Here is a 16,841-nt window from a genome sequence, read left to right as displayed (position 1 = left end):
TAACTGGAGGATTATCCTCCGTCTAGTGGCGGGAAGGACGCCTCGCGAGCGTCCTACCCGAACCCGCCGTCCGGCTCTGGAACCATGGCCCGCATGGGTGATCGGGTCGGCCTCCGGGTGGCCGAGGACGAGGTGCTCCCGCCCGGTGACTGGGGGCGCCCCGCTCCGGCGGCGCCGGGGACCCGCGCCGCGTGGGCGTTCGCCGCGCTGGCCGCCGCGCTGGTGGCGGGACGGGTCCTCGTGGCGCCGGACGTCGACGGGCGGGCGCTGGACGCCTGGGCGACGATCTTCGTGGCGGTGTGCGTGCAGGCGCTGCCGTTCCTGGTGTTCGGGGTCGCGCTGTCGGCCGCGATCACCGCGTTCGTCCCGCCCGCGGTGTGGCGGCGGGTGCTGCCGCGCCGGGCCGCGGCGGCGGTCCCGGTCGCGGGCGCGATGGGGGCCGTCCTGCCCGGCTGCGAGTGCGCCTCGGTACCGGTGGCGAGCGGGCTGATGGCGCGCGGGGTGGTGCCGGCCGCGGCCCTCACGTTCCTGCTCGCCGCGCCCGCGATCAATCCGGTCGTGCTGGTCGCGACCGCGGTCGCCTTCCCCGGCAGGCCGGAGATGGTGGCCGGACGGTTCACCGCGTCCCTCGTCGTGGCGGTGCTGGCGGGGTGGGTGTGGCTGCTGCTCGGCAGGGGCGAGTGGATCAGTATCCCGTCCCGCCCGCACGCGCACGGGGCCGCCGGGCGCCTGGAGGCCTTCCGGCAGGCCATGCGGCACGACATCATGCACGCCGGCGGGTTCCTGGTGGTGGGCGCGTGCGCCGCCGCGACGATCAACGCGGTCGTGCCCGCGGCATGGGTGGAGTCGGCGGCGGGCAGCGCCGCGCTGTCGGTGCTCCTGCTGGCGTTCCTGGCCGTGCTGATGTCCATCTGCTCCGAGGCCGACGCCTTCGTCGCGGCCAGCCTGTCGCAGTTCTCCACCACCGCGCGGCTGGCGTTCCTCGTGGTGGGGCCCATGGTGGACCTCAAGCTGATCGCACTGCAGGCGGGCTTCTTCGGCCGCCGGTTCGCCGTCCGGTTCGTCCCGCTGACCTTCTGCCTGGCGGTGGGCGTCAGCGTCCTGGTGGGAGGGCTGCTGTCGTGAGCAGGCCCGCGCAGAACCTGCTGCTGGTCCTCGTCGGCGCCGCGATGCTGTGGATCACGCTGGGCAGCGGCGAGTACGTCAACTACGTCCGGCCCGGCTTCCGGTACCCGCTGGTGATCGCCGCCGCGGCGCTCCTGGTCCTGGGCGCCGCCGGGCTGCGCCGGGAGTGGCGCGACACGGGCGGCTCGCACGACGACCCCCATGACGACGGGCACGGACACGCGGGCGGGCCCCGGGTGGCCTGGCTGCTCTGCCTGCCCGTCCTCGCGATCTTCGTGATCGCCCCTCCGGCGCTCGGCTCGTTCACCGCCGCCCGGAACACCGGCCGGACCGCGCCGCCGCCCGCGCCGTCCGGCGGGTTCGCCGCGCTGCCGAGCACCGGCGAGCCCGTCCCGATGACGATGGGCGAGTTCATCGGCCGGGCGTACCAGGCGCAGACGGGCGACCCCGCGACGTTCACGGGCGTTCCCGTCCGGCTGACGGGGTTCGTCACCCCGGCGGGGAAGGGGGCGCGGGGCTGGCAGCTCACCCGCCTCAAGGTCGCCTGCTGCGCGGGCGACGCCGTCCCGTTCCCGGTGATGGTGCGCGGCCTCCCGCGCCCGCCCGCCGACACGTGGGTGCAGGTCGACGGGGTCTGGGAGCCGCCCGCGACGGGGCGGAAGGCGACGGTCGTGCAGACGCTGCGCGGACGGTCCCTCAAGAAGATCAAGAAGCCCGCCGACCCCTACGAGTGACCCGGCCCGCCACCGGCTTCGCCGTTGAAGCGGTGACGCGCCCGGACGGTCCGGTCAGATGCGGCCGACGCCCGCGCCGGCCATGACGGTCCCCTTCACCGTGGCGTTGGACTCGGGGGTGTAGGGGTACGGGATCGCCGCGACGGACCCGGGGTTGCGGGTCGCGGGCGTTCCCGAACCGACGAGGTAGTTGTTCAGGACCTTGATGTTGCCCTCGTCGGACGAGCCCTCCTGGAGCGAGGTCGGCCTCTCGACGTTCTCGAAGTAGTTGCGCTCGACGAAGACGCCCGCGTTCTCGGTGGACGCGACGCCGTAGCTCCCGATGTCGTTGTAGTAGTTGTTCAGCACGTGCACGGGGTTGGCGAACCGGACCCGCGGGTGGCGCTGGCCCGTCCCGTCGAACCAGTTGTGCGCGTAGGTCACCCGCAGGTGCCCGAGGTCCTCGCCGGCGTTGCCGTCGCTGTGGCCGAGCAGGGCGGTCTTGTCGTGGTCGTGGTAGTGGTTCCACGACACCGTGACGAAGTCGGACCCGCGCTTGATGTCGGTCAGGCCGTCGTGCCCGCCGGACAGGTCGTTGTGGTCGATCCACACGTTCGTCGAGTACTGGACGTTGATCGCGTCGTCGCTCGCGCCGGTGAACGTGAGGTTGCGGATGATGACGTTCCTGGCCTCGGAGACGTTGAGCCCGCCGCCGGTGATCCGGCCGGACGAGCCCACGCCGATGATGGTCTTGTTGGACGCCACCTTCTGCATGCCCGACACGGCGATCGTGCCGGTGATCCTGATGGTGTACGGGGTGCTCGACGTGGCGTAGGAGTCGAGCTGGTCCGCGCTCGTCGCGGTCACCGTGGCGCCGGACGCGCCGCCGGTGGTCCCGCCGTTCATGCTCGCGTACCCGACCGGGGACGCCTCGGCCGCGGCGGCCGGACGGGCCTGGACGGCGGCGCCGGCGGCGGTGACGCCGGCTGCGGCGAGGGCGGCGGCGAGCGTTCCGATGAGCAGGGGTCTGGTGGCCATGCGGGGTCTCCTTCGTGTCATCGCACGTAGATCTGCGGACGGGGCGGGGCGGACATGCCGTCCCCGAGGAAGAAGCTCGGGTGCGGCGGCTGGTTGTAGGCGGTGTTCTGCCAGGCCAGCGCGGTCCGGTACTGGGTGTCGTGCAGGAGCGTGTAGATCTTGCGGTCGGTGACCTCCCTGGTGGTGAAGATGCGGAGCCGGGTGTCGTCGGCGGACGGCCAGACGACCTCCTCGCGCCAGTCGCCGAACAGGTCGCCGGACAGCGACGGGACGGCCTTCGTGCCGTTGTTGGAGTGCACGCCGGACGCGGTCAGCAGCCGGGTGTCTCCGGACGGGCCGTACTTGTCGACGCGGGTGCCGTCGAGCAGTTCGCGCACGGGGTCGGCGTCCCACCAGGCGAGGAAGTTGATCGACGACGGCTTGCGCCCCGCGTCGTTCCCCGTGACGCTGCGCAGCCCGGAGACCGACGCCGACCAGAGCTCGGCGCCGGGGCGCCCGGACCAGATGTCCCCGGCGACGCCGCGGCCGTTGTCGCAGCACGCGGGCGTCGACCACAGGACCTGGCCGGTGCGCGGGTCGAGGTAGAGCGAGGACGGCTGCCCGGACGACTCGCTGACCTTGAAGTACTCCAGGCCCGGACGCGCCGGGTCGAGGTCGCCGAGGTGCTGGGCGTCGCCGTGGCCGGTCCGGGCCGTCCAGAGGCCGCGGCCGTCGTCGTCCACCGCCATCGCGCCGTAGACGATCTCGTCGCGGCCGTCCCCGTCGACGTCGCCGGCCGACAGGCTGTGCGAGCCCTGCCCGTCGTAGCCCCGGCCGGTGTTGGTGGAGCTGTCGGTGTCGAACGTCCAGCGCCGGGTGAGGCGGCCGTCCCGCCAGTCCCACGCGGCGATCACGCTCCGCGTGTAGTACCCGCGCGCCATGATCAGGCTGGGCCGGACGCCGTCCAGGTAGGCGGTTCCGGCGAGGAAGCGGTCCACGCGGTTGCCGTACGAGTCGCCCCAGTCGGACACGTTCCCGCGGGCCGGGACGTAGTCCGCGGTCGCCAGCGCGGCGCCCGTCCGGCCGTCGAACACGGTGAGGTACTCGGGGCCGGTGAGGACGTACCCGCTGGAGTTGCGGTGGTCGGCGGAGGCGTCGCCGATGACCCTGCCGGTGCCGTCGACGGTGGCGTCCGCGGTCTTCATGGCGACCTCGGCGCGCCCGTCGCCGTCGTAGTCGTACACCTGGAACTGCGTGTAGTGCTGGCCGGCCCGGATGTTGCGGCCCAGGTCGATCCGCCACAGCCGGGTGCCGTCCAGCCGGTAGGCGTCGATGTAGACGTTGCTCGTGTAGCCGCTCTGCGAGTTGTCCTTCGAGTTGGACGGGTCCCATTTGAGGACGAACTCCAGTCGGCCGTCGCCGTCGAGGTCGGCCGCGCTCGCGTCGTTCGCGCTGTAACCGGACCCCGGCGGCTGGATCGGCACGTCCAGGTACCCGTCGCCGAACCGCAGCGCTGCCTCGGACGGCGCGCCCTCGACCCCGTCCACGACGGGCCGGACGGTGTAGGACGCGTCGGCCGGTGCGCCCTCGTCCCAGAAGTTCGTCGAGTTCGTGACCGTGGCGACGCGGGCCGTGCCCCGGTACAGGTTGAAGGTCGTGGCGGGCGGGTCGGTGCCGAGCAGGCGCCAACCGACATGGTTGCCGTTGCCGGACCGGACGCTGATCAGGCCACGGTCGAGGTCCTCGGCCTGCCGCGCGGCGGCCTGTGCCACGGCCTCTGCCCGGGCGGCGGGCGGCCCGAGCGGCGGCATCGCAGATCCGGCCAGGACGAGGGCGAGCGCAAGGCGGAAAGTCGATCTCACGGCGACTCCCAGGGCGGGGGGCGGGAAAGCCTTTCCTCCTAGTCGCCGACCGCGCCCGGAAGGTTGCCGCGCCGCTCCGGCGGCCGGTCCGCCAGCTGCCTCACCAGCTCGGCGACGCCCTTGGAGGTCTGGCTCTTCACGGTGCCGACCGTGACGCCGAGCCAGAGGGCGGTGTCCTTCTCGGACAGGTCGAAGGCGAGCCGCAGGACCACGCAGGCGCGCTTGCGCTGCGGCAACCGCCGCAGCGCGGCCCGGACGTCCACGGCCGCGGGGACGTCCGGCGGCGGGACGTGCTCCCCGGCGGCCGCCCGCATCCGCTCCAGCGTGTCGCGCTCCCGGACGAGGGCCCTGATCCGGCTCCTCGACATGTTGACGACCATCCGGCGCACGTAGGCGAGCGGCTGGTCGGCGGCCCGCACCCGGTCCCACCGCTGCCACGCGGCGGCCAGGGCGTCGGCCGCGAGGTCGTCGGCGCCGTCCGGGTCGCCCAGCAGCAGGTAGGCCAGCCGCGCGAGCTCGCGGTGGTGCCGCTCGAAGAACCCGTGGAACTCGCTGCGGGCGGCATCATGAGAGCGCTCCCATAACGCCCGCCGGGATCCGTTCACCGATACTCCTCTCGGCTGGCGGCCCGTGGAGAAAGCGCTTTCAGCCGAAAGTAAGGACGCACCCTCCGCCCGTCAACCCGCCTTTCGGGCGTTCAGTCACGGCGCCTCGGCGACGTCCTCGGGGTGGCGCGTCGGGGTCTCGTCGAAGATCAGCCAGGTCCGGGTGGAGCGGACGCCTTCGAGGGCGTGCACGCGGGCGAGGACGATGTCGCGCAGCGAGGCGTTGTCGGGTGTGCGGACCAGCATGACGAGGTCGACGTCCCCGCCGACGAAGGCCAGGTGCTCGATGCCGGGGACCTCCCGGAGGCGGGCCGACACCTGGCGCCAGGAGTTCTGCTCGATGGTGACCAGCACGTAGGCCGCCGTCCCGAGGCCGGCGCGGACCGGGTCCACGCGGGCCGTGAAGCCGGTGATCACGCCGTCGGCGACCAGCCGTTCCACGCGGGCGTGGGCGCTGGAGCGGGAGACGCTGACCCGCTCGGCGAGGGCGCGCATGGACAGCCGGCCGTCCGCCTGGAGTTCGCGGAGGATGGCGCGGTCGACGCCGTCGAGGGGCGCCGCCGATCGTCCGGCGGGTCCGGCGGGCGGCGGGGCCGCGGGCGACAGATGGTTCATCCGAGCTCCGTTACTGGGCCGTACGTCCTGGATTTATGCCGTCTATTGAGTCTTATGTCCGGTCTGGTTCATATTCCTAGCACCGATCGAGTGCGGAGGTGGGGGCGTATGGCGGGCCGGGTGGAGGAGCTGCTGCCCTCGGCGGAGCCCGTGCGGTTCCTGACCGACGGCGGCGCGGCGGTGCGCGGGCGGCAGCGCTACCCGGTGCCGGACCCGGAGCTGCTGCGCCGGGCGCACCGGGCGATGGTCGTCGGGCGGCGGTTCGACGCGCAGGCGACCGCGCTGACGAAGCAGGGCCGGCTGGCCGTGTACCCGTCCAGCCACGGGCAGGAGGCGTGCCAGGTCGGCGCCGTGCTCGCGCTGGAGGACGGCGACTGGTTCTTCCCCACCTACCGGGAGTCGGTCGCGCTGGTGTCCCGCGGCATCGACCCCGTCGAGGTGCTCTCGCTGCTCAGGGGCGACGCGCACTGCGGCTACGACCCCGGCGTCCACCGCACGGCGCCGCAGTGCACGCCGCTCGCGACCCAGACCGTCCACGCGGCCGGCCTCGCGTACGCGGAGCGGCGCAAGGGGACGGGACGGGTCGCGCTGGCCTGCGTCGGCGACGGCGCCACCAGCGAGGGCGACTTCCACGAGGCGCTCAACTTCGCGGCCGTGTTCAAGGCGCCCGTCGTCTTCCTGGTGCAGAACAACCAGTACGCCATCTCGGTTCCGCTCGACCGGCAGACCGCCGCCCCGTCCCTGGCCTACAAGGGCATCGGGTACGGCGTGCGTTCCGAGCGGGTGGACGGCAACGACCCGGTCGCGGTGCTCGCCGTCCTCGCCGCCGCCGTCGAGCACGCCCGGTCGGGCGGCGGCCCGTTCCTGGTCGAGGCGCACACCTACCGGCTCGAAGCGCACACCAACGCCGACGACGCGTCCCGGTACCGGCCGGACGCGGAGGCCGAGGAGTGGCGGCGGCGCGACCCGATCGCCCGGCTGGAGACGTACCTGCGGCGCCGCGGGCACCTCACCGACGCCGACGTCGCCGCGTCGGCCGCCGAGGCCGAGGAGTTCGCCGAGCGGCTGCGCACCCGCATGAACGCGGACCCGGACCTCGCCCCCATGGGGCTGTTCGACCACGTCCACGGCACGCCGACCCCGCAGCTGGACGAGCAGCGCGCGCAGCTGCGGGCCGAGATCGAGGCCGAGGAGGCGCTGTCGTGATCACCATGGCCCAGGCGCTCAACACCGCCCTGCGGGACGCCCTCGACGAGGACGAGCGGGTCGTGGTGTTCGGCGAGGACGTCGGCGCGCTCGGCGGCGTCTTCCGCATCACCGACGGGCTGGCCGCGAAGTTCGGCGACGACCGCTGCTTCGACACCCCGCTCGCCGAGTCGGGCATCGTCGGGTTCGCGGTCGGCATGGCGATGGGCGGGTTCCGGCCCGTCGTCGAGATGCAGTTCGACGCGTTCGCCTACCCGGCGTTCGAGCAGATCGTGTCGCACGTGGCGAAGATGCGGAACCGCACGCGCGGGAAGGTCGCGCTGCCGCTCGTCATCCGCATCCCCTACGCGGGCGGGATCGGCGGCGTGGAGCACCACTGCGATTCCAGCGAGGCCTACTACGCGCACACGCCGGGGTTGAAGGTCGTCACGCCGGCCACCGTCGAGGACGCCTACTCGCTGCTGCGGGAGGCGATCGACGATCCCGACCCGGTCGTCTTCATGGAGCCGAAGAAGCTGTACTGGTCGAAGTCGGACGTCGCGCGGCTCGACCGGACCGAGCCGTTCGGCCGCGCCGCGGTCCGCCGCCCCGGCCGCAACGCCACGGTCGTCGCCTACGGGCCGAGCGTGCCGGTGGCGCTGGAGGCCGCCGGCGCGGCCGCCGGGGAGGGCTGGGACCTGGAGGTCGTCGACCTGCGGACGATCGTCCCGTTCGACGACGCGACCGTGGCCGCGTCCGTCCGCCGGACGGGACGCTGCGTGGTGGTCGCCGAGGCCGCGGGGTTCGCGGGCGTCGGCGCGGAGATCGCCGCCCGCGTGCAGGAGCGCTGCTTCCACAGCCTGGAGGCGCCGGTGCTGCGGGTGACGGGGTTCGACATCCCGTACCCGCCGCCCATGCTGGAGCACCATCACCTGCCGAGCACCGACCGGATCCTCGACGCGCTCGACCGCCTCCAGCGCGACGACCGTCCCGACACCCGGTTCCTGGACGGTGCCCGATGAGCGAGGCGACGGTCTTCCGGCTTCCCGATCTGGGCGAGGGGCTCACCGAGGCCGAGATCCTGGAATGGAAGGTGAAGGTCGGCGACACGGTGACCGTCGACCAGAGCATCGTCGAGGTCGAGACGGCCAAGGCCGCCGTCGACGTCCCCGTCCCCCTCGCGGGCACGGTCGCGGAGCTGTACGCCGAGGCCGGAGCCGTGGTGGAGGTCGGCGCCCCGCTCGTCGCGATCACCGCCGGGGACGCGGCGGCGGAGCGGTACCGGGAGGAGGAGCGGGCGGGGTCCGGGAACGTGCTGGTCGGGTACGGGACGCGGGAGTCGCGGCGGTCCCGGCGCCGGGTGGCGCGGCCCGACTCCACGCGGACGGCCCCGCCCGCCGACATGCCCGCCCGCGGCGAGGTCCCCCGCGTCATCTCGCCCGTGGTGCGGCGCCTGGCGCTGGACAACGGCATCGACGTCGGGGCGCTGGCGCCCAGCGGCCCCGGCGGCGTCGTGCTGCGGCGGGACGTCGAGACCGCCATCGCGGCGCGTACCGGCGAGCCCCAGGACCGGGACGGCGTGGTGCGCGTCCCGCTGAAGGGGGCGCGCCGGACGGCGGCGGAGCGGCTGTCCCGCAGCCGCCGCGAGATCCCGGACGCGACCACGTGGGTCGATGTGGACGCGACCCGCCTGGTCAAGCTCAGGACGGACATCCAGCGCTCCGGCGCACAGGTGGGGATGCTGGCCCTGTTCGCCCGGATCTGCCTGGCCGGGCTGAGGCGCCACCCCGAGCTCAACGCCTCCGTGGACGTCGAGCGGCAGGAGATCGTCCGGGTGCCGGAGGTCCATCTGGGGTTCGCGGCGCAGACCGACCGCGGTCTGGTGGTCCCGGTCGTCCGCGACGCGCACGCGATGACGCTGGCCGAGCTCGCCGCCGCGCTCCGGGAGCGGACGGACGCGGCGCGCGAGGGGCGGCTGGCCCCGGCCGACCTGACCGGCGGCACGTTCACGTTGAACAACTACGGCGTGTTCGGCGTGGACGGCTCGACCCCAATCATCAACCATCCCGAGGCGGCGATGCTCGGCGTCGGGCGGATCGTCGAGAAGCCGTGGGCGCACAAGGGGAAGGTCCGGCTCCGCAAGGTGACGCAGCTGTCGTTCACCTTCGACCACCGGGTGTGCGACGGCGGCGTCGCCGGGGGGTTCCTGCGGTTCGTGGCCGACTGCGTGGAGCGTCCCGAGGTCCTCGTCACGAATCTGTAGCGTCACCGGCGGGGCGGCGGCGCAGGCCGTCGAACGCGACCTTGCAGAGCGCGTCGGCGATCTCGGCCGCGCCCGCGCCGCCGCGCGGCCGGTACCACTCGATCAGCGAGTTGACCAGGCCGAACAGCAGCCGGGCCGCGATCGCCGGGTCGACGTCGGGTCGGATGTCGCCGTCGGCCTCGGCCTCGGCGACGAGCCCGGAGACGAGGCGGTCGAACTCGCGGCGCCGCGCCAGCGCCCGCTTCTCGACGGCGGTGTTGCCGCGCACCCGCAGCAGCAGCGTCACGAACGGCTGCTCGGCGACGAGGACGGCGACGCTGGCGCGCACGAGGTGCTCCAGCCGGTCGATCGCGCGGCCCGGCAGGGCGACGGCCTCGTCCGCGGCGGCGAAGAGCCCGTCGAGCGCGCGGTCGACGGCGAGCTGGAGCAGCTCGTCCTTGCCGGAGACGTGGTGGTAGATCGCGGACTTGCTGATGCCGAGCCGCTTCGCCAGGTCGTCCATGCTGGTGCCGTCGTAGCCGCGCTCGTTGAACACCGTGACGGCGACCCGCAGCAGCGACTCCTTGTCGTAGCCCGGCCGGCCGCGCCGGTTCGCCCGCCTGCCGCCCTCGTTGGTCACCCGAGACCTTCAGCGTGGATGCCCCGTTTTTGAGGGCGGGGAGGAAACGCGGAACGATGCGGCACGGTGGTCTCCTGGCTCTGTCGGTGGTGGCCGTTACGGTCGGCTGCGTGTCCCGGTACCGGCTGTGCCCGACCCCCGTCCAGGAGGCGGGGTTGCTGGAGCATTGCGGGCATGCCCGTTTTGTGTGGAACCTTGCCGTTGAGCAGCACGCCTGGTGGACGCCGCGGCGCGGTCCGGCGCCCTCGTTCGCGGCGCAGTGCCGCCAGCTCACCGAGGCCCGCGCCGCGTTTCGGTGGCTGGCCGGCGGGTCGGTGATCGTTCAGCAGCAGGCGCTCAAGGACTTCGCCCAGGCCATGGCGAACTTCTTCGGCGGGACGCACCGGCGGCCGGGGTGGCGTAAAGCCGGTGTGCACGAGGGGTTCCGTATCGTGGGGAAGCGCGGGCGGCAGTGGGATGTGCGGCGCCTGTCGCGGCGGGTGGGTGAGGTGCGGGTGCCGAAGGTGGGGTGGGTGCGGTTCCGCTGGTCCCGCCCCGTCCCCGGCGGCGTGAAGTCGTTCCGGGTCAGGCGTGACCGTGCCGGGCGCTGGCATGTGGCGTTCGCTACGGTCCCCGACCCGATCCCGGGGCCGGGCAACGGTGCGGTGGTGGGTGTGGACCGGGGCGTTGCGGTGTCGGCGGCGCTGTCCTCCGGGGAACTGCTGCACGCCCCCGCCCTGACCGGCCGGGAGGCCGAACGGCTGCGGCGGTTGCAACGCAGGCTGGCGCGCGCCGCCAAGGGGTCGAACCGCCGCACCCGCATCAAGGCCGCCATCGCCCGGGTGAAGGCCCGCGAGGCCGACCGGCGCCGCGACTGGGTGGAGAAGGCCACCACCGGACTGGCCGCCGGGTTCGATGTGATCGCCGTCGAGGACCTGAACGTGCGGGGCATGACCCGCTCGGCACGCGGCACCATCGACGCTCCCGGCGCGGGCGTGGGCGCCAAGGCCGGGCTGAACCGGGCGATCCTGGCCAGCGGGTGGGGTGTGCTGGTCGCACGGCTGGAGGACAAGGCGCCCGGCCGCGTCATCAAGGTCAACCCGCGTTACACCTCGCAGACCTGCCATGCCTGCGGGCACCGCGCATCGGAAAACCGTGAGAGCCAAGCGGTGTTCTGGTGCGTGGCCTGCGGGCACCGGGCCCACGCCGACGTCAACGCCGCACGCAACATCAAAGACACCGCCGTGGGACGCACGGTGGCAGCGCGGGGAGCCCTCCAGCCACCAGGCGGGGCCACGAACCGCGAACCTCACCCCATCCGCCTCTCGTAGGTCGATGGTTTGGAATCCCCCGCCTTCAGGCGGGGGAGGACGTCAAGGCGGTCATTATCGCAGCGTCCGCGGGGTCCGCGGCCTTTCCCGGCGGGCCGGTACCGGGCTAAAATACTGACTGAACGGACGGTTGGTAATTCATGGGAGGGCCGATGTCGCCGGAGCGGTTCGAGCGGACGATCGAGCGCGACCAGCGGATCGAGCCGCGCGACTGGATGCCCGACAGGTACCGGTCCACGATGGTCCGGCAGATCGCCCAGCACGCCCACTCCGAGATCATCGGGATGCAGCCGGAGGGCGCCTGGATCACCCGCGCGCCGTCGCTGCGCCGCAAGGCGATCCTGCTCGCCAAGGTGCAGGACGAGGCGGGCCACGGCCTGTACCTGTACTCGGCGGCCGAGACGCTCGGCGCCGACCGCACCGACCTGACCGAGCGGCTGATCTCCGGCCGGCAGAAGTACTCGTCGATCTTCAACTACCCGACGCCGACGTTCGCCGACGTCGGGGTGATCGGCTGGCTGGTGGACGGCGCCGCGATCTGCAACCAGGTGCCGCTGTGCCGGAGCTCCTACGGCCCCTACGGGCGCGCGATGATCCGGATCTGCAAGGAGGAGTCGTTCCACCAGCGGCAGGGCTACGAGCTGCTCATGACGCTGATGCGCGGCACGCCGGCCCAGCGGGAGATGGTGCAGGACGCCGTGAACCGCTGGTGGTGGCCGTCCCTGATGATGTTCGGCCCGCCCGACGCCGACTCGACGCACACCGCGCAGTCCATGGCCTGGAAGATCAAGCGGCACACCAACGACGAGCTCCGGCAGCGGTTCGTGGACATGACCGTCCCGCAGGCCGAGGCGCTCGGCGTCACGCTCCCCGACCCGGACCTGCGGTGGAACGAGGAGCGCGGCCACCACGACTTCGGCGAGATCGACTGGTCCGAGCTGAAGCGCGTCATCAGCGGCGACGGCCCCTGCAACGCGGAGCGGATCGCGGTGCGCAAGGCCGCCCACGAGGACGGCGCCTGGGTCCGCGAGGCCGCCGCCGCGTACGCCGCCAAGCAGGCCGCGCGCGACGCCGGGCGGCCGGTCGAGAGGGAGGCGTCCTGATGGAGAAGGACTGGCCGCTGTACGAGGTGTTCGTCCGGGGCAAGCGGGGCCTGAACCACGTGCACGTCGGGTCGCTGCGCGCCGCCGACGACACGATGGCGCTGCGCAACGCCCGCGACCTGTACACGCGGCGGAACGAGGGCGTCAGCATCTGGGTGGTCAAGGCGCGCGACATCACCGCGTCCAGCCCGGACGAGAAGGACGCGTTCTTCGACCCGAGCGGCGACAAGGTCTACCGGCACCCGACGTTCTACGAGATCCCCGACGACGTCCCGCACATGTGAGGCTCCGATGGGCCACGACGACTACGACTCCGACAACCCGTTCCACGCGCTGACCCGCGACGACGGCGATCCCCGCTGGGCGTTCGGGACCGGGTTCCACGACCCGCTCGCCGGGATCGACGCCTCCGTCCCGGACGGCCTCGACCGGGCCGACCTCGCCGCCTACTGCCTGATGCTCGGCGACGACGCGCTGGTCATGTCGCACCGGCTCCAGGAGTGGTGCACGCACGCGCCCGAGCTGGAGGAGGAGGTCGCGCTCGCCAACATCGCGCTCGACCTGCTCGGCCAGGCCCGGCTGCTGCTGGCCCGGGCCGGCGTCGCCGAGGACAAGGGCCGGGGCGAGGACGACCTCGCCTACTTCCGGGACGCGCCCGAGTTCCGCAACGTCGGCCTCACCGCGCTGCCGAACGGCGACTTCGCGCGGTCGACCGTCCGGCTGCTGCTGTTCGCGACGTGGCGGCTGGCGCTGCTGGACCGGCTCACCGCGTCCGGCGACCCGGTCCTGGCCGCGATCGCCGCGAAGAGCGTGAAGGAGGTCGCCTACCACCGCGACCACGCCGCGATGTGGACGATCAGGCTCGGCGACGGCACCGACCTCTCCCACGAGCGCGCCCAGCGCGCGGTGGACGAGGTCTGGCCGCACACGGACGAGCTGTTCGGCGTCCACGAGGTCGAGAGGCGGATGGCCGACGCGGGCGCGGGGGTGGACCCGTCCACCGTCCGCGCGGAGTTCGACGCGGTGGTCGACGAGGTGCTGGCGGCGGCGACGCTCCAGCGTCCGGGGCCCGTCCCGTCCCGCGTGGCTGGGCGGGACGGCGAGCATCCCGCCGCGATGACCGCCCTGCTCGCCGAGCTGCAGGGGCTGGCCCGCGAGCATCCGGGGGCGGAGTGGTGAGCGCCCGCGCGATCGCCGAGACCGTCACCGACCCCGAGCTGCCGATGCTCACGCTCGCCGAGCTCGGCGTGCTGCGCGACGTCACCGAGGGGCCCGGCCGCGTCGAGGTGACCATCACCCCCACCTACACCGGCTGCCCGGCGCTGGACGCGATGCGCGACGACCTGCGGAACCGGCTCGCCGAGGCCGGGTACGCCGAGGTCCGGATCCGCACCGTGCTCGACCCGCCGTGGACGACCGACTGGATCAGCGAGCCGGGCCGCCGGAAGCTCGCCGCCGCCGGGGTCTCGCCGCCCGGCCCCGCGCCGCTCCGCGCGTCCGGCCCGATCCCGCTCACGCTGGGCCCGACCCGGCGGATCGCCTGCCCCCGCTGCGGGTCCGCCGACACGGCCGAGCTGTCCCGGTTCGGGTCCACGGCCTGCAAGTCGCTGCGGCGCTGCGCCGCCTGCCACGAGCCGTTCGAGCACTTCAAGGAGATCTGAGCCGTGACGCTCACCGAGGTCGCACCGCGCCGCGCCGGCTTCCACGCGCTGCGCGTCGCGGACGTCGAGCCGCTCTGCGACGACGCGGTCGCGGTCACCTTCGACGTCCCGCCCGAGCTGGCGGACGCGTACGCGTTCCGGCCCGGCCAGTTCCTCACGCTCCGCCGCGTCCTGGACGGCCGGGAGGAGCGCCGCTCCTATTCGATCTGCGCCCCGGCCGGGGCGGCGCCGCGTATCGGGGTCCGCGAGATCCCGGACGGGCTGTTCTCGTCCTGGCTGGTCCACGAGGTGCGGGCGGGCGACGTGATCGAGGTCCTGCCGCCGTCCGGCACGTTCGTGCTCGACGCCCCCGGGGCCGAGCACCACGTGCTGATCGCGGCCGGCTCCGGGATCACCCCGGTGCTGTCCATCGCCGCGTCCGCCCTCGCCGACCCCGCCGCCCGCGTCACCGTCCTCTACGGCAACCGGCGCAGCGGGACCGTCATGTTCGCCGACGAGCTCGCCGATCTGAAGGACGCCCACCCGGACCGGTTCGAGCTGGTGCACGTCCTGTCCCAGGAACCCCGCGAGGCCGAGCTGTTCAGCGGCCGGCTGGACGCGGACCGGCTGCGCGCCCTCCTGCCGCTCCTCGTGCCCGTCGCCGACGTCGGCCACTGGTGGGTGTGCGGGCCGTTGGGCATGGTCACGGGCGCGCGGGACGTCCTGCGCGGCTTCGGGGTGCCGCGCGAGCGCGTCCACCAGGAGCTCTTCCACGTGGACGAGGTGCCGCCCGAGCCGAACCGCACGCGGTCCGCGCCGTCCGGCCCGGCCACCGAGGTCACGATCGTCCTGGACGGGCGCTCCACCACGCTGACGCAGCGGCGGGACGCGACCGTCCTCGACTCGGCGCAGCGGGTGCGCCCCGACCTGCCGTTCGCCTGCAAGGGCGGCGTGTGCGGGACGTGCCGGGCCCGGGTCGTCGAGGGCGCGGTCGACATGCGCCGCAACTTCGCGCTCGACCCGGCCGAGGTCGACGCGGGGTACGTCCTCACCTGCCAGTCGGTCCCGGCCACCCCGGAGCTGACCATCGACTACGACGCGTGACCCCCGATAGGTGACACCGCCCCGGCGGAGGATGGCGGACCTCCGCCGGGGCGGTGCGCCGGTGCCCGCGTCAGCAGGTCAGGTTGTCACCGGCGGGGACACCGAGGATCTGGGTCATCCTCTGGTAGGCGTTCACCCGGCTCTGCACCTGGGCCGGGTTGCGGCCGTCGCATTCCAGGCTGCCGTTGATGCTGCGGATCGTCTCGCCGAACCCGCGGCCGTTGACCATGGCGTCGTGCCCGGTCATGGTGCCGGGACCGCGCTGGGTCATCCAGTACCAGAGCCCGGTCTTCCAGGCCACCGCGGAGTCCTGCTCCACCAGCCACGGGTTGTTCAGCAGGCCGATGCCGAGGGCATCGCCCGCCGCCTTGTAGTTGAAGTTCCAGCTCAGCTGGATGGGACCGCGCCCGTAGTAGGCGGCCTGCCCGGCGGGGCAGCCGTAGGGCTGGCTCGCGTCGCAGTAGTGCGGGTAGTTGCCGGTGTTCTGCTCGACGATGTGGACGAGCCCGCCGGTCTCATGGCTGACGTTGGCGAGGAAGGCCGCCGCCTCCTGCTTCTTCACCGTGTCGCTGCCGGTGTTGGCGAACCCGGGGAACGCGTCCATGGCGGCGGTCAGCCCGCCGTAGCTGTAGAACGCGTTGCGGTTCGGGAACATCTGGTTGAACTGGGCCTCGCTGACCACGAACGCGGCCGCGTTCGCCGCGGACGCCGTCGGCAGGACGGCCGACAGCGCGGCGGCCATGACCGCCACGAGGCCGATCAGGGCGTGCCTCACCCTCCGGCGCGCCATCACTGCACCTGGAGGTCGACGCACGCGTAGAACGCGTTGGGCGTGTCGGCGATGTTCCAGACGGCCAGCACCTTCTGCCGTCCGGAGACCCCGCCGAGGTCGACCGGGTGCGACACGGTGGCCGGGGGCTGCTGGTCGCCGCCGTCGATGTCGGCGACCTTCCGGCCGCCGACGTAGTACTCGAAGTTGGTGGTGCGGTGCCGGGCGGTGAACGTCCAGGTGAAGGTGACCTGGCGGCCGACGGTGGTCGCCCGCCAGCCCTTGCCGTCGTCGTCGAGCTCGGCGAACCGCGCGTTGCCGCCGCTGCAGCTCGTCAGGCCCTTCGGCCCTTCGACGCTCTGCGGCTCCCACTGGATGTCGCCGCACTGGACGATCTTCTGGGCGCACTGGGCCTGCCTGCTCAGCGGAGCCGACACGTAGCCGTGCGCGTAGGCCGCGGTCGCCGGGAGCAGGACCGTGACGAGGGGGGCGATGCCGAGGCCGGCCGCGAGAGCGGCGAGCCTGCGCCGTGATTTCTTCATAGCGGGGGGTCCTTGCGTGCTGGGGTGGTCTGTCGTTCGGCGCGGCGGGGAGCGGCCGCGAGGGGAGCGGGCGGCGGGGAGCGGGGCATGGCGGCTCCATCGGATAGGAAACTTTCCTATCGAATTGGTGGAACGGTAACTCCCCCGCGGATGACGGGCAAGACCACCGGAGTGACACGCGATCCGTCCGGACAAGACCAGCGCAGGCCGGGAACCGAACCAGCCGCATCCGGCCACGAAGATTGGCAGCATCACCCGACCATCAGCCCGAACCATCGGCACTATCCACCAAAAGCCCGACCGCCCCGCCACGGTCGGTGCAGGCCGAAAGCCGTGGCGGACTCGTCCGGGGCCTCCCGTCGCGAAGGT

Annotated in this window: 18 protein-coding genes; 11 read left to right on the top strand and 7 right to left on the bottom strand. The window is 73.2% G+C overall.

Going from position 1 to position 16,841, the window contains the following annotated elements; genetic code table 11:
- Window positions 1–84 precede the first annotated feature (84 nt).
- Both ABGB11_RS05975 and ABGB11_RS05970 read left to right on the top strand, forming a co-directional pair.
- Window positions 85–1,125 carry a permease gene (locus tag ABGB11_RS05975; protein ID WP_347629588.1) on the top strand — a complete coding sequence of 347 codons (1,041 nt, stop codon included), beginning with the start codon at window positions 85–87 and terminating at the stop codon, window positions 1,123–1,125.
- Window positions 1,122–1,859 (top strand): TIGR03943 family protein, encoded by a 738-nt coding sequence (locus ABGB11_RS05970; protein WP_347629586.1) that lies wholly within the window; start codon window positions 1,122–1,124, stop codon window positions 1,857–1,859. Before ABGB11_RS05975 ends, ABGB11_RS05970 begins: the two co-directional genes overlap by 4 nt.
- A gap of 54 nt (window positions 1,860–1,913) precedes the next feature.
- On the opposite strand, the gene ABGB11_RS05965 is transcribed toward ABGB11_RS05970, so the two are convergent.
- The 4 genes from ABGB11_RS05965 to ABGB11_RS05950 all read right to left on the bottom strand — a co-directional run bounded on the left by ABGB11_RS05965 (window position 1,914) and on the right by ABGB11_RS05950 (window position 5,937).
- Complete coding sequence (locus ABGB11_RS05965) at window positions 1,914–2,876, bottom strand: right-handed parallel beta-helix repeat-containing protein (RefSeq protein ID WP_347629584.1); 963 nt, start codon at window positions 2,874–2,876, stop codon at window positions 1,914–1,916.
- A 17-nt stretch (window positions 2,877–2,893) separates the two neighbouring features.
- The gene (locus tag ABGB11_RS05960; RefSeq protein WP_347629664.1) at window positions 2,894–4,666 is read right to left on the bottom strand and encodes a rhamnogalacturonan lyase; all 1,773 of its coding nucleotides are present in this window, start codon (window positions 4,664–4,666) and stop codon (window positions 2,894–2,896) included.
- Between the two features lie 89 nt (window positions 4,667–4,755).
- A complete protein-coding gene (locus ABGB11_RS05955; protein WP_347629582.1) occupies window positions 4,756–5,322 on the bottom strand; it encodes a SigE family RNA polymerase sigma factor in 567 nt (188 codons plus the stop codon).
- A 96-nt stretch (window positions 5,323–5,418) separates the two neighbouring features.
- The gene (locus tag ABGB11_RS05950; protein ID WP_347629580.1) at window positions 5,419–5,937 is read right to left on the bottom strand and encodes an Lrp/AsnC family transcriptional regulator; all 519 of its coding nucleotides are present in this window, start codon (window positions 5,935–5,937) and stop codon (window positions 5,419–5,421) included.
- A 108-nt stretch (window positions 5,938–6,045) separates the two neighbouring features.
- Between ABGB11_RS05950 and pdhA the strand changes: the two genes are divergently transcribed.
- The 3 genes from pdhA to ABGB11_RS05935 are packed head-to-tail and all read left to right on the top strand — an operon-like array spanning window position 6,046 to window position 9,385.
- The gene (gene pdhA, locus ABGB11_RS05945; RefSeq protein WP_347629578.1) at window positions 6,046–7,143 is read left to right on the top strand and encodes a pyruvate dehydrogenase (acetyl-transferring) E1 component subunit alpha; all 1,098 of its coding nucleotides are present in this window, start codon (window positions 6,046–6,048) and stop codon (window positions 7,141–7,143) included.
- Between the two features lie 5 nt (window positions 7,144–7,148).
- A complete protein-coding gene (locus tag ABGB11_RS05940; protein ID WP_347629663.1) occupies window positions 7,149–8,144 on the top strand; it encodes an alpha-ketoacid dehydrogenase subunit beta in 996 nt (331 codons plus the stop codon).
- Window positions 8,141–9,385 (top strand): dihydrolipoamide acetyltransferase family protein, encoded by a 1,245-nt coding sequence (locus ABGB11_RS05935; protein ID WP_347629576.1) that lies wholly within the window; start codon window positions 8,141–8,143, stop codon window positions 9,383–9,385. Before ABGB11_RS05940 ends, ABGB11_RS05935 begins: the two co-directional genes overlap by 4 nt.
- On the opposite strand, the gene ABGB11_RS05930 is transcribed toward ABGB11_RS05935, so the two are convergent.
- Window positions 9,372–10,004: a TetR/AcrR family transcriptional regulator gene (locus ABGB11_RS05930; protein ID WP_347629574.1), complete on the bottom strand. Its 633-nt coding sequence runs from the start codon at window positions 10,002–10,004 to the stop codon at window positions 9,372–9,374. The two genes, ABGB11_RS05935 and ABGB11_RS05930, sit on opposite strands and share 14 nt — an antisense overlap.
- A gap of 110 nt (window positions 10,005–10,114) precedes the next feature.
- Here ABGB11_RS05930 and ABGB11_RS05925 point away from each other — a divergent pair, with 110 nt between their 5' ends.
- From ABGB11_RS05925 to paaE, 6 genes are all read left to right on the top strand, one after another.
- The gene (locus tag ABGB11_RS05925) at window positions 10,115–11,314 is read left to right on the top strand and encodes a transposase (RefSeq protein ID WP_347629572.1); all 1,200 of its coding nucleotides are present in this window, start codon (window positions 10,115–10,117) and stop codon (window positions 11,312–11,314) included.
- A gap of 152 nt (window positions 11,315–11,466) precedes the next feature.
- On the top strand, window positions 11,467–12,417 hold the full coding sequence (gene paaA / locus ABGB11_RS05920; RefSeq protein ID WP_347629570.1) for a 1,2-phenylacetyl-CoA epoxidase subunit PaaA: 951 nt from the start codon (window positions 11,467–11,469) through the stop codon (window positions 12,415–12,417).
- On the top strand, window positions 12,417–12,701 hold the full coding sequence (paaB, locus tag ABGB11_RS05915) for a 1,2-phenylacetyl-CoA epoxidase subunit PaaB (protein ID WP_021596849.1): 285 nt from the start codon (window positions 12,417–12,419) through the stop codon (window positions 12,699–12,701). The genes paaA and paaB overlap by 1 nt, the downstream gene beginning before the upstream one ends.
- Before the next feature lie 7 nt (window positions 12,702–12,708).
- Complete coding sequence (gene paaC, locus ABGB11_RS05910) at window positions 12,709–13,596, top strand: 1,2-phenylacetyl-CoA epoxidase subunit PaaC (RefSeq protein WP_347629569.1); 888 nt, start codon at window positions 12,709–12,711, stop codon at window positions 13,594–13,596.
- On the top strand, window positions 13,593–14,078 hold the full coding sequence (gene paaD, locus ABGB11_RS05905; protein ID WP_347629567.1) for a 1,2-phenylacetyl-CoA epoxidase subunit PaaD: 486 nt from the start codon (window positions 13,593–13,595) through the stop codon (window positions 14,076–14,078). The genes paaC and paaD overlap by 4 nt, the downstream gene beginning before the upstream one ends.
- A 3-nt stretch (window positions 14,079–14,081) precedes the next feature.
- Window positions 14,082–15,161 (top strand): 1,2-phenylacetyl-CoA epoxidase subunit PaaE, encoded by a 1,080-nt coding sequence (gene paaE / locus ABGB11_RS05900; protein ID WP_347629565.1) that lies wholly within the window; start codon window positions 14,082–14,084, stop codon window positions 15,159–15,161.
- Window positions 15,162–15,231: 70 nt separating this feature from the next.
- Here paaE and ABGB11_RS05895 read toward each other — a convergent pair whose 3' ends face one another.
- Together ABGB11_RS05895 and ABGB11_RS05890 are read right to left on the bottom strand one after the other, a co-directional pair.
- Entirely contained in the window at window positions 15,232–15,951 is a 720-nt protein-coding gene (locus ABGB11_RS05895; RefSeq protein WP_347629563.1) for a chitinase, read from the bottom strand.
- Window positions 15,951–16,472 (bottom strand): lytic polysaccharide monooxygenase auxiliary activity family 9 protein, encoded by a 522-nt coding sequence (locus tag ABGB11_RS05890; protein ID WP_347629561.1) that lies wholly within the window; start codon window positions 16,470–16,472, stop codon window positions 15,951–15,953. The genes ABGB11_RS05895 and ABGB11_RS05890 overlap by 1 nt, the downstream gene beginning before the upstream one ends.
- Window positions 16,473–16,841: the final 369 nt, after the last annotated feature.

Origin of the sequence: Actinomadura sp. B10D3 (genome assembly GCF_039871695.1) — a bacterium.
GTDB lineage: Bacteria > Actinomycetota > Actinomycetes > Streptosporangiales > Streptosporangiaceae > Spirillospora > Spirillospora madurae.
This window is presented reverse-complemented; position numbering and strand designations above follow the sequence as displayed.